Source organism: Luteibacter sp. E-22, from assembly GCF_049913125.1.
Lineage (GTDB): Bacteria > Pseudomonadota > Gammaproteobacteria > Xanthomonadales > Rhodanobacteraceae > Luteibacter.
This window is the reverse complement of record NZ_CP183975.1, coordinates 2,417,162-2,442,053: the sequence shown is the minus strand read 5'-3', so window position 1 is coordinate 2,442,053 and position 24,892 is coordinate 2,417,162. Positions and strand designations below refer to the sequence as shown.

The following is a 24,892-nucleotide window of genomic DNA, read 5'->3' as shown; positions in this document are numbered from 1 at the left end:
CCGCCGCCCATGGGCGCCCGTTCGTCACGGGTTCGGTCACATCGGCGTGGCCGGTGGCCCCTCTGAGGCTTGTTGTATCCATGCCGGAGTCCTACCCTTTCGATGACGTCGGAAATCCCCCTCTGGCGGAGGCGACGAAAGCGTAGCAATGCAGGCCTGGCTTGCCTGTATGGCTTACGGAGGTGGTCGAATGGCCGATATCGGCAAGGCGCTGGCGTTTACAAGGCGTTCCCGCCGAGATATGGTTCGTCCGGAATCGCCCACGGATGTGGGCATACGACTACATAATGGCTTCCTGGTCCACTCATGTCCGCGCGATCCTACTTTGGCTCTGTGCGCGTGGCCTTGCTGGACGACCATGCGCTCGTCCTGAAAGGATTGATCGCACATCTTGAGAAATCTCCCTCGATCGTCGTCGTCGGCAGTCACGCGAGCAGTCGCAGCTTCCGCGCCATGCTTGCCACCATGCCGGTGGACGTCGCCCTGATCGACTATTCGCTCGCTCTGGACGACATCGACGGCATCGCCCTGATCAAATTGCTGCGGGCGGGCTATCCGAGGATGAAGATCCTGGTGGTATCCGCGCATGACCAGGGCCTGGTGATCCACAGCCTGCGCCAGGCCGGTGCCGATGGATTCGTCGCCAAGAGCCAGGACCCCGACGAAGTGATCCGCGCCATCGACGCGGTCATGACCGGCAGGGAGTACCTGCCGCCGCGCGACCAGGACGTCGCCGAACCGCCCGGGGTGGTGGCGCTTTCGCCGCGCGAATGGGAGGTGATCCGGCAGTTGCTCGAGGGGCTGACCGTCGGCCAGATCGCGGCGCGGTCGGGCCGTAGCCTGAAAACGATCAGCACTCAGAAGTCCGCCGCGTTCCGCAAGCTGCGCGTCACGTCCGACAATGAGCTTTACCTCCTCCGGGATTACATCCTCGCGCTCGGCGCTGGCCCGACGTGAGGCGGGCCTTCGCGTTCATCCTTTCGTTGCTCGTCGTATCGAGCGTCGTGGCGGGCGAGGTGCCGGATGCCGAGGCGCGCAAGCGCTGGATCGCCGCGCACCCCGAGCTACGGATAGCGATCGATCCGCAACAGGGTTCCGAGATAAGCAATGGCCAGTCCAATCCGCTGGTCGGCCAGTACCTGGAACTGGTGGCGCGGCATACCGGGCTGCGCGTGACGACGGTGCGCACCCGCTCGTGGGAGGAATCGGTTCGCGCCTTCCTCGACGGCCGCATCGACATGTTGCCCTCGCTCAGCGATCGCCTGCTCATGGCGGATGTGGGCGACCGGGCGCTGATTTCCGCGCCGTTCTACGTCGGCCGTACCGTCATCATCAGCCGCACCGTGGGGCCGGCGACGCTCGACATGCATGCGCTGGAGGGCCGCACGATCGCCTTTAAGGGAGGCGGCGTCTACGAATCCTGGCTACGTCGGGAGCACCCCTCGATCACCCGCCTCCCGCTGGCCGATGTCCACCAGGTGCTCGCGGCGGTGGAGACGGGCATCGCGGATGCCGCCGTGGGCGTGGACGTGGCCTACCATCCCATCGTCCGGCGCGACTACACGTTGAGCCTGCGTATCGCCGGCAATGTCAGCGAAATGCCGGTCACGATCCGCGTGGCGGTGCGCAAGGACGCGCCGGAGCTGTTGGGTATCCTCGACGACAGCCTGCGCGGCGTCAGCGTGGACGAGAACCAGGCAGTGATCGAGCGCTGGCTGGAAACCGCCTACCTGCGCGCTCCCACGCTGTCCCAGGTGGCTTCCGCCTACCGCGTCGAGATCGGCCTGGGCCTGGCGCTCGTGCTGGTGTTGTTCTTCGCCCTCTGGCAGCTGCGGCGCGCGCAACTGGCGTCGCGCAGGGGCGAGAAGCAAAAGACGATGCTCCTGGCGGTCATGAGCCATGAGGTGCGCAACGCGGTGAATGCGGTGGTCTCATCGATCGATCTCCTCTCGCGCACGTCGCTGGAGGGACCACAACGCGACCTGATGGCCATCGCGCAGTCGAGTAGCCGGAATCTTCAGAATCTTCTCAAGAGCGCGCTGGACTACAGCCGCTCGGAAAGCGTCGGTTTCACCGCCGACCTCGCCGCCTGCGATGCCGTCGCCGTGGCGCGGCAGGTGATCGAAGGCCAGCGGGGAACGATCGAGCAGAAGGGATTGGCGGTGCGCCTCGACCTGCCCATGGGCCCGTTGCCCTGGTTGTTGCTCGACGAGACCCGCCTGCGCCAGCTGATGGAAAACCTGCTGTCCAACGCGGTGAAGTTCACCGAACGCGGACACGTCGGCATCGCCATGTGGCAATCGGCCGGCGAGGCGATGGACGATGTTCGCCACTTCATCGTCGAGGTGTTCGATACCGGGATCGGCGTGCCGCCGGAAAGGCAGCGCCAGCTCTTCAGGCCCTTTTCACAGGCGCATGGCGTGCATTCCGCACGCATGGGAGGCAGCGGCCTCGGCCTGGGTATCTGCGCGGAAATCGTGCGCCATCTCGGTGGGCGTCTCGACCTGAGCAGCGATGTCAGTGTCGGTACGGCGGTCCGGATCGAGCTGCCGACCAGCCGCGTTCCCGTGACGCCCCCGGCCGACGGGCCGGAAACGGCCGGCGGCGAAACGGCCCCCGCGGTGAGTGGCGTCGTATTGCTTGTCGAGGATCACCCTGCCAACCGGCAGATCATCGCGGCACAGTTGAAGTTCCTGGGTTACGAGACCCATGCCGTGGATCATGGCCAGGCGGCGATCGATGCCTTCGTGCCCGGCCACTTCGCCGGCGTATTGCTGGATTGCGAGCTGCCGGACATGCAGGGCTACGACATCGCCGCGGAATTGCGCGCGCGTGAGGCGTCCGCCGGTGTATCGAGTACCCGCTTCATCGCCATTTCCGCGAACGACGGCGAGGCCCACATCCGGCGTTGCGAGGAAAGCGGCATCGACACGGTGCTGGGCAAGCCCCTGTCGCTCGATGGCCTGAAGGACGCCCTTGCCGGTGCGCCGGGAACGACGCTGGCCGAGCGGTCCTTCCACGACGAGAGCGTGCGCGACGTCGCCGCCATCCGCGCGGCGATGGAAGAGGCCGATCCGGAAGCGGCCTTGCACGTGGCGCACAGGCTCAAGGGGGCCGCCCTGGTATTCGGTGCGATGGCCCTGGTGGAAGACGTGGAGCGCGTGGAGGCGCTGCTCCAGGCACGTCCGGTGCCGCGCGGCGACATCGACGCCTTGCTGCAGGAAATTGCGGACGGGTTGTAACGTTTCTTTCAATTTCCGTCACCGTCCCCCATGTCATGCTGGTTTCCTTCGTCCCCCAAGTAACGGAGTCCAGCATGACAAGCATCAACGCATCTGCAAGCGGCACGTTCAGGATAGGCGGCGATCTCGAGGTCAACCGCCTCGGCTTCGGTGCCATGCGTATTACCGGCAAGGGCATCTGGGGCGATCCCGCCGATCCCAAGGCAGCGCGCGACACGCTGGCGAAGCTGCCCGCGCTGGGCGTGAACCTCATCGATACCGCCGACAGCTACGGGCCCTACGTCAGCGAGGACCTGATTCGCGAGGTACTGCATCCGTACAAGGGCATGGTCATCGCGACGAAAGGCGGCCTCACCCGGCATGGCCCGGATATCTGGGCTCCCCTGGGCCGTCCGGAGTACCTGCGCCAGTGCGTGCTGATGAGCTTGCGCCGCCTCGGTGTCGACCGGATCGACCTCTGGCAGTTGCATCGCATCGACGCCAAGGTGCCGCGCGACGAGCAGTTCGGCGTGATCCGCGACATGCAGGACGAAGGCCTCATCCGCCACGTGGGCCTGTCCGAGGTCAACGTCGAGGAAATCGAAGCCGCCTCGAAGTTCTTCAAGGTCGCGACGGTGCAGAACCTGTACAACCTCGGCAATCGCCAGAGCGAGGCGGTGGTGGATTACGCGGACAAGCACGGCATCGGCTTCATCCCCTGGTACCCGCTGGCCGCCGGCGATCTCGCGAAGGATGGCTCGGTGTTGTCCGCCATCGCGAAGAAGCTAGGGGCGACCGACGGCCAGGTGGCGTTGGCATGGCTGCTGAAACGCACACCGGTGATGTTGCCGATTCCCGGCACCGGCAGTCCCGGTCATCTCGAGGAAAACGTCAAGGGCGCCTCGCTGAAGCTCTCGCAAGAGGATTACGAAGCGCTGGAGCATGCGGTGAAGAAGTGACCGGGGCGGGGCGAGGAGTGCCTAGCGGGCGTGGAACGACGGCTGGTCCGCACGTTCCGCGCGTGCCTCGTACAGCTTGCGGTCCGCCATGGCGAGCGTGTCCGACAGGATCGCCCCGCGAGGCTTCAAGGCCGCGCCGAGGGTGAAGGCGATCGGCGCCTCCGCCGCGTTCGCGCGTAATTGCTCCACGAGGACCGCGAGGCGATCGTTGTCGGCCTCGCGCATGACGACCAGGAACTCGTCGCCACCCAGGCGGATCACGGCGTCGCCGTGACGGACGTGCTTGCGCAGGAACTGCGCCACGCCGACCAGTACGTCGTCGCCGCGTTGGTGCCCGTAGGTGTCGTTGACCGCCTTGAAACGGTCGAGGTCCACGGCGATGCAGCCCAGCGGTTCATCCATGGAGGATTCCGCCAGGTAGGCCAGGTAACGGCGATTGAAGCACTGCGTGAGTGGATCGCTCAGCGACCATTCGCGCAATTGCCGTTCCTGCCGGTGTTGTTCCGTGATGTCCTGCGCGTGGCCGAGCACGTAGCGCTCTTCACCATCGTCGTCGAGCACGTTGTGGTAGGCCCAGATGCGCAGGTCGCCGTTTGCCGCACACAGTTCCAGGCGTCCCGAGTCGCTGCCCGTCGCGGCGATCCGCTGAAGGTACTGCTGGAACAGCGGCATGTTCTCCGGCCGCATGAAGTCGGAGAGGGGGCGCCCCATCAGCTGGTTGATCGGGTAGCCGAGCGACCTCGCCGCGGCGGGATTGATCGAGAGCAGGATGCCATCCAGGTCGTGCGTGCAGATCAGGCCGAGGCTGAACTGGAACAGCTGGCGAAAGCGCCGCTCGCTCGCTTCCACCGATGCGACCGCATTGCGCAGGATGTCTTGCCATTCCTGCGCGCCACGCCGGAGATCCCTCTCGGCGGTGATCTCCCGGGCCAGTTCCGCATTGCGTTCGACATCCAGGCTACGCTGTTCGAGCACCTGTTCGGCCACCTTGGCCAATTCCGCGAGGATCGTCTTTTGCCGGACATCGAAGTGAGCCTGTGCGCCGGCGGCGGCCAGGTCCGCAAGCGTCATCGGCGCGCCCGCCACGAGCGAAGCGGCCCGCAGGAGGCTTTCGAACAAAGGTTGGCGCGTGCTGTCCAGGCGGGTCTCCGTGTGGCGCGGGCCGTGGGGGAAGATGGTAGTGGACGGTACCGGTTAGCTCGGCCGCGGGGAGTGATGCGCGTCACGTGCCCGTCGGAGTCCACGGCGAGCCCGCCTAATGCAGCTTGACCGGGGGCAGCGTCGTATTGCGCAGCCAGTCCGCCAGCCACAGCGCGGTGGCTCGTGGCCATCCATGCAGGGTGGCGCGATGCATGTGCTGGAGGGAGACATAGAGCATCTTCGCCAGCCAGCCGCGCATGGGGATCGGTGCCTTGCCGCGTGACCCCGACGGCAGTTCGCCGGTGGCCTGGCGTTCGCCCAGGGATACCAGGGTGCCCTTGGCGTGATAGGTGAACGGCGATACCGGTTCACCGAGGATCGCGCGCGGCAGGGCCCGGGACAGGTAGTTGGCCTGCTGGTGCGCCGCCTGTGCGGTGGGCGGCACGCTGGGACCGCCGGGCGTGGCGGGGGCGAAGGCGCAGTCGCCGATGGCGTAGACGTGGTCGACACCTTGTGCGGCCAATCCGCCATCGACCACGATCCGTCGATCCTTGGACAACTGGAAGGGCCCGAGGCCCTGGACCATGTCGTGGCCGGTGACGCCGGCGGCCCATACCTGGATGTCGCAGTCGATCGTGCTGCCGTCGGACAAGTGGAACGCACCGCGCTCCACGGATTTCACGCCTACGCCCACGCGCACCACCACGCCCATATGCTCGAGTATCCGCTGCGCCGACGCGGAGGTTCGCGGGTCCACGGCGGGGAGCACGCGCGGGGCCATGTCCATGAGGGTGATGTCGAGCTTGGAGGCGGAATCGAGGCCCCCATAGCGGTGCATGTCGTTGAAGGCATGGTGCAGTTCCGCGGCCAGCTCGACACCCGTGGCGCCCGCGCCGACGATGCCGATGGAGATGCGCCGGGTGGGATCGCCCGCGCTGCGCAGGGCCAGCGCGAGGATCTTCCTGCGCAGCGCGACAGCCTGCGCCGGGCTGTCGAGCATGTCGCAATAGTCGAGCACGCCGGGCGTGCCGAAGTCGTTCACGCGGCTGCCGAAGGCGAGCACGAGCGTGTCGTAGGAAAGCGCGCGGGGCGGCAGGATCAACTCGTCCGTCTGTGGCAGGCGCACTTCCTCCAGGTCGATCGTACGTGCCTCGGTATCCACCCGCTTGAGGGCGCCGGGTTCGTAGCGATAACCATGGGACTGGGCGTGGGCCAGGAAGGGCACGGCTTCCTCGCCGTCACCGAGCAGGCCGGCGGCGAGTTCGTGCAGGCGTGGCTTCCAGAAATGACTGGGGTCCCGGTCGACCAGGGCCACGTCGAGATCGCCTCGCTTGCCGAGCCGGGTGGCGAGTTCGATGCCTGCCGCGCCCCCGCCGACGATGACCACGGTATGCGTGCCCGGTTGTTTCGAAGCGGCCATGAGCGAGTCTCCAGGTATTTGTCACCCAGCATACCGGCCAAATCGTTGGTTGCTTGCGAAGACCTGCCGTGCCATATAAACAAGCTTCCCTGGAGAAGATTCCATGTTCCAGTCACCGGTGTCGCGGATCGACGCCAAGCTCGCCGTCGTCTTTCAATCCCTGGGCTTGCCTGCGCACCTGGCTCGCGTACAGCCGTCCGATCGCCCCGAGCTGGGCGATTTGCAATGCAACGGCGCGCTTGGCGGCGCGCGGGACCTGCGACGGGCGCCCCGGCTCATCGCCGAGGACATCGCGTCATGCCTTCGCGGTGATCCGGCTTTCGCTTCTGTCGAGGTGGCCGGCCCCGGCTTCGTCAACCTGCGCTTGTCCACGGACTTCCTCGCCGCGTGCGCCGCCGACATGGCCGTCGACGAACGCCTGGGCATCGCCGATGAGGGGCGAGGCCGTCTCGTCATCCTGGACTTCGGTGGCCCGAACGTGGCCAAGCCCTTGCACGTGGGCCACCTGCGCTCACTGGTGCTCGGTGAGAGCCTGCGCCGCATCCATTCGGCAACGGGCTGGCGTACGCACGCGGACGCGCACCTTGGCGACTGGGGCCTGCAGATGGGCATGCTGAGCGCCGCGATCCGCCATCGCGCGCCGGAGCTGGCTTATTTCCATCCGGCGCCGGGCCAGCCGTATCCCGCGAATCCCCCGGTGACGCTGCAGGAACTGGAGCGGCTTTACCCGGAAGCCGCGGCGGCATGCCGGGCGGACCCGGAGCGGATGGCCGAGGCGCGCGCGGATACCGCGGCGTTGCAAGCGGGCGATCCGGGTTTGCTCGCGTTGTGGCACGCCATGCGTGCGTTGAGCCTGGAAGCCCAGATCGCCGACTTCCGGGAGCTGGGCATCGTGTTCGACGCGCTGGACGGGGAAAGCGACGTACGCGATGCCATCGCGCCACTGGTCGAGCGTCTGCTCGCGTCGGGGGTGGCACGGCAGAGTGACGGCGCCCTGGTGGTGGACGTGGCCGATCCAGGCGATAGCCACGACATACCGCCGTTGCTGCTGGCCAAGAGCGATGGCGCCGCGCTCTATGCGACCACCGACCTCGCCACCCTGCAAGCGCGCGCCGCGATGGGTGGCCTCGCACGCGTGGTGTATGTGGTCGACCAGCGTCAGGCGCTGCATTTCGCCCAGGTATTCCGTGCCGCGCGAAAGGCGGGCATCGCGCCTGGGGTGGAGCTGCTGCACGCGGGCTTCGGCACCGTGAACGGCCGCGACGGCAAGCCGTTCAAGACGCGCGACGGCGGCGTGGCCAAGCTCACCGACCTCCTCGACGAAGCCGTCGAACGGGCCGCCACACGTATCGGTGAATCCGGTTATGGAGCCGGCCTCGACGACGCCGGACGCCGGGCGCTTGCACGGCAAGTGGGCATCGGTGCGGTGAAATTCGCCGACCTCTCCGGCGATCGCCTGTCCGGCTATGTGTTCGACGCGGATCGCCTGGTGGCGTTCGAAGGGCGCACTGGGCCCTACCTGCAATACGCCTGCGTGCGCTTGCGTTCGTTGCTCGACAAGGCAACCAGCTTCGCATCCGGACCGGTGATGCCGGTCGTGGACGAAGAGCGCGACCTGTTGCTGTCGTGTCTTGGCTTCGCGGACACGGTGTCGGAAGCAGGACGCGAACTGCAGCCAGGCATCCTCGCGGAGTACGCGTTCGGCGTGGCACAGCGTTTCAGCCGCTTTTACGCGGCCTGCGACGTGATCGGCGAACCCGATCCCGTCGTTCGTGCCTCCAGGCTAGGCTTGTGCATGCTGACCCGGCGTGTGCTCGAAACATCGTTGGACCTGCTCGGCCTGGACGTCCCACCGCGCATGTAGCAGGCAGGGGAGGGGCCGTGGCGTCAGCCGCCACGGCCCTTGCCATCACGCCTTCGAGTAGGCCTCGGTCGCGTCCATCACGCGCGCCGAGTAAACCAGCGCGGCGCCGGCGTTGAGTGCCACCGCCACGCCGAGCGCTTCGGCGATCTCTTCCTTCGTCGCACCGTTCTTCAGCGCTTCCGCCGTGTGCACGGTGATACATCCGTCGCAACGCGTCGTCACCGCGACGGCGAGCGCGATCAACTCGCGTGTCTTCGCGTCGAGATGGTTGGTCTTCGCTCCCGCGGCGGAAAGCGCCTGGTAGCCCTGGACTGTGCCGGGGCTCAGCTTGGCGATTTCGCCGATACGTCCCATCAATTGGCTGCGATATTCGACCCAATCAAGCATGACCTATTCCTCCGGTGATCCGGCGGCACGGTATGCGTCGTCGGAAGACAGATCATGATCCTGGTCAGGGGGCGTGTGAACGCCGCGGTGGCGCAAGGTTTGGCTCGATCGTCTCAGCGCCGCCCGTGGCGTGGCCGGACGGAAGGTCGCAGGGGGCGCGCATTTCCCCGGAATGCCGGGTCTTGGCGGTAGCTTTCCAGGAGAAGCACTCAAGGAGACCACCGTGCGTTACCTCAAAGCCCTCACCGCGACCCTGCTGTGCGCCACGGCGCCCGTTTTCGCCCAATCGACCGAATCACCCTGGCTGCTGCATGTCGGCATCCATGTCGTCGACCCCGCCTCGCACACAGGCCATCTGGCCGGCATGCCCGCCAGCGTGGACAAGAGCACACGTCCTACCGTGAGCATCGAGTACAAGCTCGATCCCGCATGGAGCATCGAGGCCCTTGCCGCGGTGCCGTTCGAGCATGACGTGCGGTTATCCGGGCAGCGCGCGGTCCGTGTAAAACAGTTGCCTCCCGTGATCGGTGTGAACTATCGGTTCCTTTCCGGTGAGCACGTATCGCCGTTCGTGGGCGTCGGCGTGAACTACACGAAGTTCTTCGACGCCAAGGGGCGTGGCATCCTGGAAGGTGCCGATACCCATCTCGAGTCCAGTTGGGGCATCGCATGGCATGCCGGCGTGGACATCACGCTGGACCCGCGCTGGAGCTTCACCGTCGATGCGCGATACATCGATATCGACAGCACGGTGAGCGTGGCGGGAGCGACGGTCGGCACGGCTCACATCGATCCCTGGGTCTACGGCATGAGCGTGGGATATCGCTTCTGATTTGCCTGCCGTGCCGTGACCATGAATACTTCGGGCATGGATGCTCTTACCCGCGTGCTCGAACTGGCCAGTGTGCAAGGTGCCCTCGATGTACGCTGTTACCTCGCGGGCGGCTTCAGCCTCGATCATGAGGACGCCTTGCCGGGCGAAGCGCCGTTCCATCTCGTGCTTGCCGGTGCGGCAAGGCTGGAACTGCCAGGCCATGCCACCGTGCACATGGTCGCGGGCGATCTGGTCGTGCTTCCGCAGGGTACCCGTCATCGCATTCACGATGGCGGGCCGCGTTCGGCGGCCGTGGAACCGCTACTGGACGCCCGTGGTCCGCTGGATATCAAGCGGAACACGCTGGGGCCAGCCGACCTGGACCTGCTCTGCGGGCGTTTCACGTTCGCGCCCGATGCGGCGCGCCTGCTGCTGAGCGCGTTGCCTGAAGTCATGCATGTGAAGCTCGCGGACGACCACGGTCTCGGCGCGCTGGAAGCCATCGTCGGTATCTTCCGCGAGGAAGTGACACGACTCGAACCCGGCGCCATGTCGGTAGTGACGGCATTGACGCGCGCCTTGTTCGTCTTCGCCCTGCGTGCCCATCTCCGCCAGGGCGGCTTGCCGCCATCGTTGCTCTCGTTGATGGGTGATCCGCGGCTCGCCAACGCGGTGCTCGCGATGCTGCGCGATCCGGCACGTGAGTGGACCGTGGCGATGCTGGCGGCGGAAGCGGCGATGTCGCGCGCCACCTTCGCCAGGCACTTCGAGGCGAAGGGCAAGGTTCCGCCGCACGAGGTGCTTACCCTCCTGCGCATGCACCTCGCCGGCGATCTGCTGCGTCGCGGGGAGCTTACGGCTGGCGCCGTGGCCGATCGCGTGGGCTACAAGTCGGAGTCGGCGTTCGGCAAGACCTTCACCCGTGTCATGGGCACCACGCCGGCCCGCTTCCGGCGGGATAACCAGCCGGCGTAAAAAGCGGTTCCGGTGGCGGCAGCCCTTGTGGGAGAACTCTTGTGGCAGAGCTCTTGTGGGAGCCGACCTTGTCGGCGATGGGTGCTTGCCTCGACCTGGATCGCTGCCGCGGGATCGCCGACAAGGTCGGCTCCCACCAGGGTGCGGCGAGAGTGGGATGCATGACCCATCGGGGCGTACGCAAGATGCGGATGGTTTGCGGGTGGCTGGCGGAGGACGATGCACCTGACCCCCACAAGGAGCCCTTCGCCATGTCGTTCCGCATTACCGGCCTCGATCCCCAGCCTTACGTCTCGTTGTATGGCCTCGACGAGGCATCGCTCAAGGCTCATGGCGTGATCCGCGTCATGGCCACCGATGACACCGGGTTTCCCGAACGCGTGGAACTTCGCGCTGCGCATCGGGGCGAGTCGTTGCTGCTGCTGAACCACACGCACCAGCCGGCAGATACGCCGTATCGGTCGAGCCACGCGATCTTCATCCGCGAAGGCGCGACCACCCCTTACGATGGCTATGACGAGGTGCCCGACGTGATGCGCGTCCGCACCTTGTCGCTACGGGGTTTCGACCACCACCACCATATCGCCGGCGCGGTCGTCGTCGACGGAGGGGCAGCGGCGGAGGCCATCGAACGCCTGTTCGCGATGTCGGCCGTGAGCTATATCCATGCCCATTACGCGGCCTATGGATGCTATGCCGCGCGCGTGGACCGGACTTGACGCGGCATTCGCCGGAGCGGCGTATAACGGGAGCGTTTCCGCGAGAGGTGATTCCCCATGCCAACCACCAGCGAATCCGCGGTCTGCGCGATCTGCCAGGGCACCGGTACCGTCACCTATGTCGACGACGAAGTCGGTTGTCAGGTGCAGGTGCCGTGCTGGGCCTGCACCGAACGCGATGAAACGGCGTTGGCCCAGCACTCGCCGAACGTGCCCTGGATCGGCTGACTCAGAGCTTGTAGTTGACTCCGAACATCACCGTCCGGCCGAAGGTGTCGTATTCCAGCGGGCGTGCGACCTTGACGTTGTTCGGCAGGGCGGCGATCTGCTCCGTCTTCATCGGCGAGTTGGTCAGGTTGTTCACCTGGAGCAGGATCGACAGGCCATTCCACGTGCCGTGGTCGAAGGCATAACCGAGTTGGAAATCCGTCTGCTTGTCCGCCAGTACGCGCGTATAGCCAAGCTGATCGAACAGGGCGACGGCCTCACCGGTGAACGATGAACGGTAGCGTTCCGCGATGCGCACCGACCAGCCGTATTTCTCGTAGTACAGGGCGAGGTTGGCGACCTTCCTGGACAGGCCGGGCAGGGTGGACGGGCTGCCGGGAATGCTCGACACGGCGCTCACCGGCAAGGTGCTGTTGGTCAGCGAGAAGTTGGCTTGCACGCCGAAGCCATCCAACGCACGGGCGACCAGGGCGCCTTCCAGCGCACCGGACAATTCCAGGCCCTGCATCTTCCCGCCGGTACCGTTCTCCGGTCGCGTGAACGAACCGATGGTGCTGGTCGGCGTGAGCGTGGGGTTGTCGTTGACGTAGCGCGAGAAGTCGTAGTCGAGCGTGGTCTGGTTGTAGATGTAGTTCAGGAGGTTCTTGTTGAACACGGCGGCCGCCACGTAGCTGGACGTGCCGAAGTATTTCTCCCACGACAGGTCGGCGCCGACGGCGATGTACGGCTTCAACTTGGGATTGCCGCCGCTGCCAGACCAGAGCACCTGGCCGGCGGCGGGACCGTCGTTGACCAGTGCGACGCCGGCGGACGTGGCGACCTTTTCATCGTCGATGCGGCCGCGCGCCATGGTCTTGGCCAGGCCGAAACGCAGGAACTGCTTGTCCGCGATCTCGGCCGCGAGGTTCAGGCTGGGCAGCACCTTGGTGTACTTGGTTCCGTCCGAAATGCGGCCGACGAGGGCATCGCCATTGGTCTGCAGCGCATCGGACGACTGGTCGGTTCGCACGGCCTGCACACCGACGTTGCCGCGCAAGGGAACATCTCCCAGGCTGGTATCGATGTTGAACTTGACGTAGGCGACGGGGACCTTCTCTTCCACCGTGTAGTTGCGGCTCCAATCGGACTGGCCGTTGCGCTGCGTAAGGTAGAACTGGTTGCCGAGGGCGCGCAGGACATCGTAGTTGACGATGCCGGGAATGCCGCCGTAGCTGAGGTCGGTGCTGCCGCTCCGGAAGGACGGATCGATCGGCGTGGCGAAGCCGGGCACGTACGTGTCACCCGTGGAGCCATTGCCGTTGAGCCACGCGAAATAGACATCGGCCTGCTTGGTCTTGCGGCGGTCGGAGTAATTCACGCCGACATTGACGTCGCTGAAGATCCAACCCACGGGATGGCTCACTTCGAGGCGGAACGCCTTGATGGTGTCCTTCTGCTTGTCGAACTCTTCGCGGCCGTTGTAACCGTAGTTGTTCGGATCGGTGAAGAAGATGGCCGATGGATCGGCGAAATTCACGCCCGGCCGGAAATCGGGGAAGCCTTCGTGTTCCGGTGTGGCGAAGTCGGTAGACGACGTGGCCTGGTCGGGCAGGCCCGCGAACAGGTAGGCATCGTGCAGGCGCTTCTTCGCGCTGGAATACGACGCGTCGGCGGTGATGACCCAGCCATTGCCGAAGTCGTACTGGTTGTTCCAACCGGCCGAGAACAGCTTGTCGTGTTCCTTGGTGTACTCGTTTTGCAAGATGGACTTGAGCCCGTCGATATGGCCGGTGGTGACGATGGGATAGGGCAATGCAGGCACGTACCCGACGTTCGAATAGGAGACATTGTCGTAAGGGCTGCTCGACCACTGCGCGCCGTTGAGGTAGGTCTTCTGGTTGAACGTGGAGTAGTAGAGGTCGAGCGTCGAGTGGTAGTGATCGTCCGGCGCCCATTCGAGCACGGTCATGAGGCCGTTGCGCAACTGGTTCTCCGACTTCGCACGCAACTGCATGCCTTCCTGCGAAAGGACGTTGTCGGGCATGCCGGGCGTGTGCGGCGCACCCCAGTTCGTCTCTGCGCCCTGTGAACCGTTGTTGAGGCTCCACCACCATGCCTGGTACTGCTTTTCCTGCACGGGCGAATCCAGCTGCGCAAAGCCCACGGCGAGACCGAGCGTGTGGTCGAGGAACTGGTCGATATAGGAGAAGCTCGCACGGTGCCCCGTGTCGCCTACGCCCGTACCGTGGTTGAGGCTGCCGTTGGAGGTGTTCTCGCCACGCAGGTTGGCGGCGAAGGTGCGCTTGGGCAGGTCGAGCGGCTTGATCGTGTGCAGGTCGACGGTGCCGGACAAGCCCTGGCCGATGAGGCTGGCGTCCGGCGTCTTGTAGACGGCCGCGCCGCTGATCAGTTCGGACGGGTACTGGTCGAAGTCGACGCCGCGGTTCTCGCCGATGGTGGCCTGCTCGCGGCCATTGAGTGTCGTTCCCGCGAAATCCGGCGACAGGCCACGGATGGAGATCTGGTTGGCTCGGCCATCGACGCGTTGCGTGGCGAGGCCGGACAGGCGGGCAAGGCTTTCCGCGATGCTGCTGTCGGGAAGCTTGCCGATGTCCTCGGCCGAGATCGCCTCGATGATGTTGTCGGAATTCTGCTTGGCCTTGATCGCGCTCTGGATGCTGCCCTGGATACCGGTGACGACGACGGCATCGAGGTTGCTCACGGCATCCGGATTCGCGGGCTTCTTCTGTGTCGTCTTGGCGGGCGGGGTAGCCGCCGGTTCGGAGGTCTGTGGTGGCTGGTCCTGCGCATTAGCGGCGCAGGCGAACGTGAGCAGCAATGCGGCGGCGCATGCCAGGGCAAGCGGCTGCGGACGAAGTACAGGCACGGAAAGAGCCTGCGTCAAGCGGCGACGATTCATCTGTTTTTTTCCCTGCGTTCCGGTTGAGTGACCGGCGCCCCCGCGCCGCGGGCCGGAGAATGAGGGAGTGACACCTGACTGTCATCCTGCGTCGCAGCAGAATCCTGCGTTACGTTCAGGTGCCAGGGAGTCATGCATCGGCCGTGCCGCCTCCTGGTGCGTCGCAGCAACCGAAGGTCTATGCAAATTCGGCCGTTGACGCGTAATTTGCGGTGCGCTATACGTTGAATCGCATGCATGGGGCATGCCGGTCGCGCAGCTCGCGATGAATGATGGGACAGCCACGATGCGTCGCCTCAATTCAAATCATGCGAACACCAGCTGCGCCTTCGCGGGGCACGCCTTCCCGCGTGTGATGGCCGACGGCCTTCCGATCCTCGCACGTGCCAAGTTGAGCGCCTTGCGTTCACGCGGCAAATGCGTCGCTGGCTATTCTCCCCCGCACACCTCCCGCTGATCCCATTCGACTGATCGGCACGTTCCTCGTCCGACGGCTCGTCGACGCACGCCTGCACGCGCAGGCGTGCTCGCAGGCCATGTCCGGACCCGTTGGTGAACCCCGCTGATCATCGGAACAGCGCATCGCACGCCGAGGGGCCGTGCGAGAACTCTATGAACACTTTCGGGGTGGGGTGGCTTGTGCGTACTCAATACGTTTTAACCAGGAAAACGCTCGTCGCGGCGCTGTGCGCCGTTATCGGATCCACGGTCGTACCCGCGTTCGCGCAGCAGGCGCAGACGCCTACAGCGGATGCCGCGGCCACGACGCAAGGCACGCCTCAGGGCACGGCACCGCCGGCCAAGCCGGAAAAGGTGGTGCAGATGAAGGGCCTCAGCGTGGTGGCGAACCGCTACGACGCGACCAACATGCGCATGGATTCGGTGAACACCGTGGAGGTGCTGTCGGCGAACGACCTCCAGCACACCGCCGTGCATAACGTGGCCGAGGCGCTGGGCCTGATGTCCGGCGTGAACGTGACCACGACGGGCACCGGCTACTTCGGCGGTATCGATGGCGCGGCACGCGGCGAGGGCATGTTCGCTTCGGTACGCGGCTTGCCGTCCGAATACAACGTGAACCTGATCAACGGCTCCAACGTGGCACAAGGCATGCCGTACAGCCGCAGTGTCCAGCTGAGCCTGCTGCCGCCTTCCGGCCTGCAAACCATCGTGCTCAACAAGACATCGATGGCCGACATGGACGGTGACGCGATCGGTGGAACGATCGATTTCCGTACGCCCAGCGCCTTCGACTTCAAGAAGGATTTCAGCGGTAGCGTGACCGCCAGCGGACGCTCGGAAAGCCGTGCGCGCGATTACGGCGGCAGTGGCCTCGGTGGCGGTCTCGCCGGAGAACTGCAAGGAAAGTTCGGTGCCGATAAGCAGTTCGGCGTGTATGTGAGCGGCTACTACGACTACCGGAACATCGCCAACAGCGAGATCGGCGCGGCGGAGAGCGCCTCGAACGACGGCTCCTGGGCCTTCCTCCACGCGACGGCGGATGGTGACAATGCACCAGGCTACGATCCCGCCCGCAATCTCGTGAGCACGGGCACGAACGTGGGTATCGCCTCCGGTTTCGAACGCCGCTACGGAGGCAACATCTCGCTGGACTGGAACGTCGATCCCACGCTGAAAGCCTATGCGAAGATGACGTACGCGTATGCGCTCACCGAGCAGAACACTACGTATACGCAGTTGCTACCGTCCAACGTGACGTACGTTCCCACGGCCACGCCTGGCGTGTACGCGCCGAACATCGGCCGCATCGCCAATCGTTTCTGGTTCGAGACCAATCCCGAGCGCGCCGACCTGGCCACGGTACAGTTCGGTGCCGACAAGGTCGCGGGTGGCTGGACGATCTCGCCGAACGTGTTCTGGAGCATCGGCCGCAACGATCGGCCCAACCACGTCGAAATCGACGGACGCGAGGACAAGTATTCCCAGGATAACTTTGCCTACGGCGGCAGCTCGTTGCTGCGTTACGGTGGCGGTGGCTTCCCGTACCCGCAGCTGACGCCGGGCCTGATCGGCTCGGTGAACAACATCGGCGGGATGTGGGCGAACGATTATGGCGAGGTCACCGACATCCGCTCGGGCCAGAAGCGCGGCGGTGCCAAGCTCGACCTGCGCTACGACTTCGACGGTGGCCCGGTCTCGTCCGTGAAGTTCGGCGTGAAATACAGCGACAGCTCCCGCGAGTTCACCAATCGCGACTGGTCCACCGGTGGCATTAACGACGGCGTGACGACGCTGGACGACCTGGGCATCTTCAAGGGGTATTACTCGTCGATCTTCCCCGACAAGTACCACTGGCGTACCCCCGACGTGAGCCGCGCGGCGGTCGCGGCGCTGATCGACCAGCACGTGCTTCCGTCGGATCTGGATACGTGTAGCTCGCTCGATTTCAACAACTATAACTGCGACACCATGCGCGGCACCGAGGCGGTCACCGCGGCCTACGCCATGGCCACGATCAACCAGGGACCGCTGGAGATCATTCCCGGCGTGCGCTTCGAGCATACCTCCATCCACAACACGTTCTGGACCACGCCGACCGATGCGGACGGCAATGAACTGCCTGGTTATTTCGACAACAACCGCACGGTCTACAACGAGCCCCTGGGCAGCCTGTTCATCAATTATCGCCCCAACGGGAACGTGGTGTACCGCGCCGCGATCTGGCAAAGCTACACGCGGCCCGCCTTCGTCCAGCTCGGCGGCGGCTCGCAAATCAACACCTCCGAGGGCGTGACCACGATCACCCGCGGCAACCCGAACCTTAGTCCGATCAAGTCCACCAACGTCGACCTGGCCGCGGAATGGACGACGGATCGCGGCGGCTATGCGTCGTTCTCCGGTTTCTACAAGAAACTGCGCGACTACATCTACGACAGCGGTGGTGGCCAGGCCAATCCGGATACGGTAGGCGAGGGCACCGTGCTGACCAAGACGCCGACGAACGGCGGCGACGGCAAGGTGTATGGCCTGGAGATGACCTGGCGGCAGAAGTTCCAGGATCTTCCCGCGCCGTGGGACGGCCTCGGTTTCAGCGTCAACGCGACGCGGCAGAACTCGAAGGTCGATCTCGGTCGCGAAGGTTTCGACAACGAGCGTTTGCAGGCGGCACCGGAACGCATGGCGAACGCGGAACTGTTCTATGAGAAAAACGGGTTCTCGTTGAACCTCAGCTACCACTACACGGGCTCCTACCTCTCGACCTACGACTTCCTCAACCAGGGCAGCCCGTGGGACGACCTGTGGATACGCCCGATCCGCCGCGTGGACCTGCATGCGGGCTACCTGCTGCCCAACGGCATCCAGCTCGACCTGCAGGTGAGCAACCTCACCAAGCAGTATTCGTACTGGTCGCACATCGGCAGGAACAGCCTAGCCAACTCGGACATCGTCGACGCCGGCATGACCACGCTGCTCACCGTCAAGTACTCGTTCTGAGCATGCAGCGCCGGGACTTCCTCGCGTTCTCGCTGCTTGCGCCGATGGCATGGGGCGGAACCCTGCCGGCGGCGCTGGCGGGAACGGCCCCGCCGGTCAAGCCGGTGCCGCCCGACGGCAAGGCGCACGCCTTCGGCTTCGGCCGGAGGCGGTTCCTGCTCGACGGCAGGGAGTTCCGCATTCACAGCGGCGAGATGCACCCGGCGCGCATCGCGAAGGAGCACTGGCGCCACCGGATACGCATGGCACGCGCGATGGGGCTCAACACCATCGCGCTCTATGTCATGTGGAACTACCATGAGCGTGAGCCCGGGCAGTTCGACTTCGAGACGGGCAACCGCGACATCGTCGGCTTCATCCGCCTGTGCCAGGAAGAGGGCATGTGGGTGTACCTGCGCCCCGGTCCTTATGTCTGCGCCGAATGGACGAACGGTGGCCTGCCGGCATGGCTGCTTCGCGATCCGGACACGCGCCTGCGCGACGGGGACGATCCGCGCTACATGGCGGCCGTCCGTCGCTATATCGGCGCGCTGGCATCGCGCATCGCGCCCTTGATGGTGTCTCGCGGCGGCCCGGTGCTGATGCTACAGGTGGAGAACGAGTATTCGATGTTCGCCGCGGACGTCGGCTACCTCAAGGCGATCGAGGCGGCATGGCGCGCGCAGGGTGTCGCGGGTCCCTTTGCCGTCTCCGACGGCTGGAAGGACCTGACGCGCCGACGTGCCTACCTGCCCGGCGCCGCCTTGGGTCTCGATGGCGCGGACGTGGATATCCTGGCCAAGGGCAGGGCGTTCGCGGGCGAGGCGCCGGTGTGGGTCGGCGAGGGATATCCCGGATGGCTCACCCATTGGGGCGAACCGGTTTTCGCATCGAAGGACTATGTGGACACGCTGCGCCGGGTGATGAAGGCGGGCTATTCATTCAACCTCTACGTGGTGCACGGCGGCACGAATTTCGGCCTGACCGCGGGAGCCAACCTCGAAGACGACGGTTCGCAGTTCCAGCCCGTCATCACCAGCTACGACTACGGCGCACCGATCGACGAGCGCGGATGCCCGATGCCGCAGTACGAGCGCTTGCGCAAGGTCATCGTGGAAGCGACCGGAATAACGCCACCCTCAGTGCCGCCCGCCGAGCCCTCGGCCACATTCGCGCCGGTAACACTCGAGCCGTACGCGTCCTTGTGGGACAACCTGTTCGAGGAGCCGGCGCGCATACCCGTGCCGGGCGCGAACGAGATCCTGTTCGGACAGGACCAGGGCCTGGTCCTCTACCGCAAGCGTGTCGAGGCCGGTTCGCGGCTTCGCCTCGAGGGCGTGCGCGACTATGCCGTGGTCTACATGGATGGTCACGAGGCCGGCCACGTATCGCGCGTCGAACACCCGAAAGTGTCGTCGTCGCCGGACGTCGCCTTGCCGCGCGGATGCATCCTGGATGTACTCGTCGATACGTTCGGGCACGTGAACTTCGGTCCGCGCCTGGGCGACCACAAGGGCTTGATCGGGCCGGTGACGCTCGATGGCGCGCCATTGCGCGACTTCCATGCCTGGCCCTTGCCCCTGGATGGCGCCTGGCTGGAACACCTGCGGCCGTTGAAGGGACCGCCGGCTCGTGGGGGAGTCTTCTTCCGGGGCAAGATCCGCCTCGACAAGCCGGGCGATGTCTACATCGACATGGGCGAGTGGACGAAGGGCTATCTTTGGGTCAACGGACAGCTGCTGGGCCGCTACTGGCACATCGGGCCGCAACGACGATTGTTCTGCCCGGGTCCGTGGCTGCGCGAAGGCGACAATACCGTGATGGTGCTCGACCTGCACCGGAGTGCCGGTGCGGGCATCCATGCCGCGGAACGCCTGCATGACTGAGGAGACCGTGCCGACACGTAACGTACCGCCGCGGGCGATCGGCTTCTGGGGCGGTCTCTCGGCCAATGTGTTGAACATGATCGGCATCGGGCCGTTCGTGACCATTCCGCTCGCGCTCTCCGCCCTGGCGGGTCCCGGCGTGCTGCTGGGTTGGATCGCCGGTGCTTTCCTATGCCTGTGCGACGGCATGGTGTGGGCCGAGCTTGGCTCGACCATTCCGGAGTCCGGTGGACCGTACCATTACCTGCGGGAAGCGTATGGGCGCGAGCGCATGGGCCGCCTGTTCGGCTTTCTCTACCTGTGGCAGACACTGCTCACGGCACCCCTTTCGATCGGTTCGGCCGCCGTGGGGTTCGCCCAATACCTGGGCTATCTCGTGCCGTCGCTCGGCGACGGCGGGCGAATCCTCGTGGCGGCGGGCCTGTGCCTGGTGAATACGGCCGTGCTCTACCGGCGTGTCGGCGAGATCCAGAAGCTGTCGATGTTCATCACCGCCATCGTCGTCGTGGCCTGCGCCTGGATCGTCGTCAGCGGCATCGCGCATTTCGATATGGCGACCGCCAGCCGGTTCCTGCATATGCGCACGGAATCGGCGCATGGATTCTGGCTCGGGCTAGGCGCGGTGTCGCTGATCGCCGTGTACGACTACGGCGGCTATAACAACGTGTGCATGCTCGGTGGCGAAGTGAAGCAGCCGCGACGCACCATTCCGCTGGCGGTGCTGACCTCGATCCCGCTCGTGGCGGTGCTCTACCTCGGCCTCAACATCAGCATCCTCGGTGTGCTGCCGTGGGAGCAGGCCGCGCAATCGAAGGCCGTGGTGGCGGATTTCATGCAAGCCATCCACGGCCGCATCGGCGGCACGCTGGCCGTGTCGTTGATCCTGCTCGCCAGCTGGGGGTCGGCCCTGGTGGTGCTGCTCGGTTATTCGCGCGTGCCTTACGCGGCCGCCGCCGACGGGCAGTTCTTCCAGGTATTCGCGAAACTTCATCCCCGCGGCGGCTTTCCCACGGTATCGCTGGTCTTCGTCGGCGTGACGTCGGCACTGGCATGCTTCCTTTCACTGGAACGGCTGATCGCCACGCTGATGGTCGTGCAGATCCTGTTCCAGTACATCGCGCAGTGTTTCGCCGTGGTGGCCTTGCGGCGGAGGAAGGTTTCGGCCGAGGCCTTCCGCATGCCGTTCTATCCACTGCCGATCGCCATCAGCGTGGTCGGCTGGCTCTACCTCGTCGCGACCAGCGGCTGGCCGTCGGTGGTGACCGCCGTGGTCGCCGTCGTCGTCGGTACCCTCATCTTCCTGTGGCAAGCCCGGAGAACGCGCTCGTGGCCGTTTCCATCGACCTGAAATCCTGGGATGTCGCCGTCGTGGGCGAGATCTATGCCGACCATGTGTTCAGCGGCTTCGCCCGCTGGCCGGGACCGGGCGAGGAAGTGCTCGCGAAGGATTACCTGCGCGAACTCGGAGGCGGCAGCGTGAACACCGCGTGCGGGTTGTCGCGGCTCGGTCGGCGCACGCGCCTCGTGGGGTTGATCGGCGAGGCGGACTTCGACTGGTTCGAGCGGCGGCTGGGCGATTTCGGCGTCGGCATGGACGGCATCCGTCTCGGCGTCGACGGCACCGGTACGACGGTCAGCGTCTCCACGCGCGAGGACCGTTCGTTCTTCACCTACCTGGGCGCCAACGCCGGATTGTCCGAACTGCTCGAGGTGCCGACCGTGATCGCCGACCTCGTCGCCGCGCGCCACGTGCACTTCGCGATGCCGCTGGCACGCGAGCTGGCGGCGCGCATCCTTCCGCAGCTCCGCCAGGCGGGATGCACGACCTCGCTCGACGTCGGCTACAGCGCCGACTGGCTGCGCGATCCCACCAACCATGCAACCTGCCGTGACGTCGACTTCTTCCTGCCCAATGCGAAGGAAGCCTCCCTGCTTGCCGGCGACGATAACGCTGACGCCTATGCCGCATGGACCGGCGCGCAGGGCTTGCGCCATACGGTGCTCAAGCTGGGCGCGCAGGGCGCGCTGGTGGCCGACGCGGCGGGAACCCGAACCATCCACGCGCCCGTTGTCGAGGCGCTGGACACCACCGGCGCCGGCGATGCCTTCGACGCCGGACTCATCGACGCCGTGCTCGACGGCGAAACGCTGGACCGCTGCGTGCAGCGCGCCTGTGTCACCGGCGCCTTGTGCACCACCGCGGCGGGCGCCCTGCATGCTCTTCCCCATCCCCCGACCTTGAGGACTCTTCGTGAGCGGACGTACGGATCGTAAGATCGCATTGATTGGAGGGGGCAGCGTCCGCTCGCCCCTGGTGGTTTTTGGTGTCAACGAGGCCGCGGAAGCGCTCGGTGCCGCGGAGATGGTCCTGTACGATCCCGATCCCGCACGGCTGCGGATCATGGTCGACCTCGGCAAGGCCATCGTCCGGCATTTCGGCGGCGACCTGCGCCTGCGCGGCGCGACTTCCCTGGAAGACACCATCGAGGGGGCCGACTTCGTCCTCAACAGCATCCGCATCGGTGGCATCGTCGGGCGGGCGGCCGACGAACGGGTGTCGATCGACCACGGATATCCCGGCCAGGAAACCACCGGTCCCGCCGGGGTCGCCATGGCGCTGCGCACCATTCCCATCGCCATCGAGCAGGCCCGGCTGGTGGAACGCTTGAGTCCCGATGCCTGGCTGGTGAACTTCACCAATCCCGCCGGCCTCATCACGCAGGCCGTGAACGACCACAGCAAGGCGCGCATCGTCGGCATCTGCGACACGCCCACCGAACTGTTCCACAACATCGCGCGTGCGCTGGGTGAACCGGCGGACGAGGTCGAGTGCGACTACGTGGGCCTCAATCACCTTGGCTGGGTACGTGGTGTACGCGTGCGCGGCGAGGACGTCTTCGATCGCCTGCTGGCCGACGACGACCTGCTTCGACAGCTCTACCTCGCGCCGCTGTTCGACTTCGAGATGATTCGCACGCTGCGCCTCATTCCGACCGAGTACCTGTTCTTCTATTACGAGAAGCGCCGTGCGCTGGATAACCAACGCAGGCAAGGCGGAAGCCGTGGCGCGGAGATCCAGCGCCTCAACGACGACTTGCTGGCGACGTTGACCTCGCGCCTGGACGCAGGCGATGGCGAAGCGGCCGTCGACATCTACGCGGCGTACCTGAACCGGCGCTCCGGTTCGTACATGAAGCTCGAAGCGGAAGGCGGATCGGCCTTCGACCACGGCGTGAGCCTGGAAGGCGACCCGTTCCGCGTGGCGACCGGCTACCACCGCATCGCCATCGACGTGATGAGCGCGCTGACCGGCGCGAAGCCCGCCCGTATCGTGGTGAACACGCGCAATCGTGGCGCGTTGCCCGACCTTCCCGATGACGACATCGTCGAGATCGCATCGGATATCTCGCTCGATTCCATCGTTCCGCGGCCGATCGCATCGTTGCCGGATGCGGTGAACGGTCTCGTTCGTTCGGTGAAGGCGTACGAGCGCGCGGCGATCGCCTCGGTGTTGGACCAACGCCGGCTCGAAGCACGCAAGGCGATGCTGATCCATCCGGCGATCGGCGAATGGACCCCGTCCGGTGATTTGCTCGAAGCCTTGCTGGGGCATGCGAACGACGATGGCGAATGTTTGTGTCATGGTCCGGTGCTTCGCTAAGACGGTTCGCAGGAAGCAACGCAGCACAAGGCGGGGTGGTGGTTCGAGCCAGGTGATGAGCATCTTCGGCAACGATTTCGATTCGTTGCGTCGGTACTTCAAGTAATGCGCTGTCCGATGTGCGATGTCGGTAAGGCGCCGGTGACGTCATGGGTGTAGCGTGTTGTCCAGGCACTGATGACGTTCCTGTCGTCGTCAGTCAACTCAGGAAGGAGGGATCTGTGCATGGACGCCACATATACCGTTGAGTTCGAAGAGTTCCCCTTGGGCTCGTATGCGGGCTTGACGACGCCCTATTTCGTTATGAAGCTCACGGGAGGCGACATGTCGATCGTTCGCTCGCCCGATGACTGGTATCCCTATTTCATGGGGAGGTGTGTGCAGTTTCCACGACCGGATAAGCATCTATCGGTCGACCTGTTGACCGACATGCATCCAGGCGAGATCAAGTTCGTTCTGAACGATGTCAATGGCGGGATCGTGGATGGAGTCGCTTTTTTCGACCTCGACAATCAACTGATAAAGCTTGTCGAGGTCACGGCAGGTGAGCCTTGCGTTGTCGCTCTGAAACACCCGCCCGGAATCAGCAGGGTTCATTTCTTGACCTATGATGTCGTGTACTTCGATAACTACGAGGCCATTCTCGGACCCTCCAGTGCAACCGCGAGGACCGTCGAGGATTTCGCCGCCGTGCCTGCGACTCCCGCGGAGGGAGACATGGCACTCGAATACTTTGAAAGGTTGACGATTGAAGATTGCACCCCGGAACTGAAAACGCCGCTGTTGACGATTCAAAACAAAAAGCGGCTGAATGTTATCTCTGACACGAATGACGCGTTTCCGCACATGATGGGGAAGCAGATTCTCCTGGGCGGCGATGACTTTTACCCTGAAGACGTCACCATATCCTTCGAAGTCACCAGCCGAGTCCGGTTTACAATGAGACGTGTCAGCCTGAGCGCTATCAGGGGCCATATCGAGTTCTACGCTGATGACGGAACGCATCTGGGAACCGTCCTTGCCGGACCGGATATCGTCAGCGTCGTGGCGTATGAAAACGCGAAGGGCATTCGCGTGGTCAAGTTCAAGGTGGCCAACAACGTCGTAGTCGACAACTTCGAGTTTCGCAGGTCTTGAAGCCGCGCTGCCGGACGAGGTCGAGTGCGACTACGTGGGTCTCAATCACCTTGGCTGGGTACGATGGCGAATGCCTGTGCCATTGGCCGGTACTGCGCTAGCGGCGTCTCGATCGCTTCAACCGTGGCGAGGGTAAACTGCCGTCTT

18 protein-coding genes are annotated in these 24,892 nt (G+C 65.0%); 14 read left to right on the top strand and 4 right to left on the bottom strand.

Features of this window, described 5'->3' with window-relative positions:
- Positions 1-339: 339 nt before the first annotated feature.
- The 3 genes from ACN9M2_RS10920 (at position 340) to ACN9M2_RS10910 (ending at position 4,180) form a co-directional block, all read left to right on the top strand.
- Positions 340-957, top strand: coding sequence for a response regulator (locus ACN9M2_RS10920; protein ID WP_426284768.1), 618 nt, complete (start codon positions 340-342; stop codon positions 955-957).
- On the top strand, positions 954-3,242 hold the full coding sequence (locus tag ACN9M2_RS10915) for an ATP-binding protein (protein WP_426284767.1): 2,289 nt from the start codon (positions 954-956) through the stop codon (positions 3,240-3,242). The genes ACN9M2_RS10920 and ACN9M2_RS10915 overlap by 4 nt, the downstream gene beginning before the upstream one ends.
- A 74-nt stretch (positions 3,243-3,316) precedes the next feature.
- Positions 3,317-4,180, top strand: a complete 864-nt coding sequence (locus ACN9M2_RS10910) for an aldo/keto reductase (protein WP_426284766.1) — start codon at positions 3,317-3,319, stop codon at positions 4,178-4,180.
- A 21-nt stretch (positions 4,181-4,201) separates the two neighbouring features.
- On the opposite strand, the gene ACN9M2_RS10905 is transcribed toward ACN9M2_RS10910, so the two are convergent.
- Both ACN9M2_RS10905 and ACN9M2_RS10900 read right to left on the bottom strand, forming a co-directional pair.
- Positions 4,202-5,251, bottom strand: a complete 1,050-nt coding sequence (locus tag ACN9M2_RS10905; RefSeq protein WP_426284765.1) for a GGDEF domain-containing protein — start codon at positions 5,249-5,251, stop codon at positions 4,202-4,204.
- A 184-nt stretch (positions 5,252-5,435) separates the two neighbouring features.
- The gene (locus ACN9M2_RS10900) at positions 5,436-6,740 is read right to left on the bottom strand and encodes an NAD(P)/FAD-dependent oxidoreductase (RefSeq protein ID WP_426284764.1); all 1,305 of its coding nucleotides are present in this window, start codon (positions 6,738-6,740) and stop codon (positions 5,436-5,438) included.
- Between the two features lie 103 nt (positions 6,741-6,843).
- Between ACN9M2_RS10900 and argS the strand changes: the two genes are divergently transcribed.
- On the top strand, positions 6,844-8,604 hold the full coding sequence (gene argS / locus ACN9M2_RS10895) for an arginine--tRNA ligase (protein ID WP_426284763.1): 1,761 nt from the start codon (positions 6,844-6,846) through the stop codon (positions 8,602-8,604).
- 45 nt (positions 8,605-8,649) lie between these two features.
- Here argS and ACN9M2_RS10890 read toward each other — a convergent pair whose 3' ends face one another.
- Positions 8,650-8,991: a carboxymuconolactone decarboxylase family protein gene (locus ACN9M2_RS10890; protein WP_426284762.1), complete on the bottom strand. Its 342-nt coding sequence runs from the start codon at positions 8,989-8,991 to the stop codon at positions 8,650-8,652.
- 223 nt (positions 8,992-9,214) lie between these two features.
- On the opposite strand from ACN9M2_RS10890, the gene ACN9M2_RS10885 reads away from it, so the two are divergent.
- The 4 genes from ACN9M2_RS10885 to ACN9M2_RS10870 all read left to right on the top strand — a co-directional run bounded on the left by ACN9M2_RS10885 (position 9,215) and on the right by ACN9M2_RS10870 (position 11,727).
- Positions 9,215-9,823: an OmpW/AlkL family protein gene (locus ACN9M2_RS10885; RefSeq protein WP_426284761.1), complete on the top strand. Its 609-nt coding sequence runs from the start codon at positions 9,215-9,217 to the stop codon at positions 9,821-9,823.
- Positions 9,824-9,859: 36 nt separating this feature from the next.
- Positions 9,860-10,780: an AraC family transcriptional regulator gene (locus tag ACN9M2_RS10880; RefSeq protein WP_426284760.1), complete on the top strand. Its 921-nt coding sequence runs from the start codon at positions 9,860-9,862 to the stop codon at positions 10,778-10,780.
- Between the two features lie 251 nt (positions 10,781-11,031).
- Positions 11,032-11,499, top strand: a complete 468-nt coding sequence (locus tag ACN9M2_RS10875; RefSeq protein WP_426284759.1) for a DUF1203 domain-containing protein — start codon at positions 11,032-11,034, stop codon at positions 11,497-11,499.
- Between the two features lie 57 nt (positions 11,500-11,556).
- Positions 11,557-11,727: a hypothetical protein gene (locus ACN9M2_RS10870; RefSeq protein WP_426284758.1), complete on the top strand. Its 171-nt coding sequence runs from the start codon at positions 11,557-11,559 to the stop codon at positions 11,725-11,727.
- Between the two features lies 1 nt (position 11,728).
- Here ACN9M2_RS10870 and ACN9M2_RS10865 read toward each other — a convergent pair whose 3' ends face one another.
- Positions 11,729-14,626, bottom strand: a complete 2,898-nt coding sequence (locus ACN9M2_RS10865; protein ID WP_426284756.1) for a TonB-dependent receptor — start codon at positions 14,624-14,626, stop codon at positions 11,729-11,731.
- A gap of 612 nt (positions 14,627-15,238) precedes the next feature.
- Here ACN9M2_RS10865 and ACN9M2_RS10860 point away from each other — a divergent pair.
- The 6 genes from ACN9M2_RS10860 to ACN9M2_RS10835 all read left to right on the top strand — a co-directional run bounded on the left by ACN9M2_RS10860 (position 15,239) and on the right by ACN9M2_RS10835 (position 24,745).
- Complete coding sequence (locus ACN9M2_RS10860) at positions 15,239-18,082, top strand: TonB-dependent receptor (RefSeq protein ID WP_426284755.1); 2,844 nt, start codon at positions 15,239-15,241, stop codon at positions 18,080-18,082.
- Between the two features lie 2 nt (positions 18,083-18,084).
- Positions 18,085-19,947, top strand: coding sequence for a glycoside hydrolase family 35 protein (locus ACN9M2_RS10855; RefSeq protein WP_426284754.1), 1,863 nt, complete (start codon positions 18,085-18,087; stop codon positions 19,945-19,947).
- Positions 19,940-21,295, top strand: a complete 1,356-nt coding sequence (locus ACN9M2_RS10850) for an APC family permease (RefSeq protein WP_426284753.1) — start codon at positions 19,940-19,942, stop codon at positions 21,293-21,295. The genes ACN9M2_RS10855 and ACN9M2_RS10850 overlap by 8 nt, the downstream gene beginning before the upstream one ends.
- Complete coding sequence (locus ACN9M2_RS10845) at positions 21,274-22,221, top strand: carbohydrate kinase family protein (protein ID WP_426284752.1); 948 nt, start codon at positions 21,274-21,276, stop codon at positions 22,219-22,221. Before ACN9M2_RS10850 ends, ACN9M2_RS10845 begins: the two co-directional genes overlap by 22 nt.
- Entirely contained in the window at positions 22,199-23,608 is a 1,410-nt protein-coding gene (locus ACN9M2_RS10840; RefSeq protein WP_426284751.1) for a 6-phospho-beta-glucosidase, read from the top strand. The genes ACN9M2_RS10845 and ACN9M2_RS10840 overlap by 23 nt, the downstream gene beginning before the upstream one ends.
- A 225-nt stretch (positions 23,609-23,833) precedes the next feature.
- The gene (locus tag ACN9M2_RS10835) at positions 23,834-24,745 is read left to right on the top strand and encodes a hypothetical protein (RefSeq protein WP_426284750.1); all 912 of its coding nucleotides are present in this window, start codon (positions 23,834-23,836) and stop codon (positions 24,743-24,745) included.
- Positions 24,746-24,892: the final 147 nt, after the last annotated feature.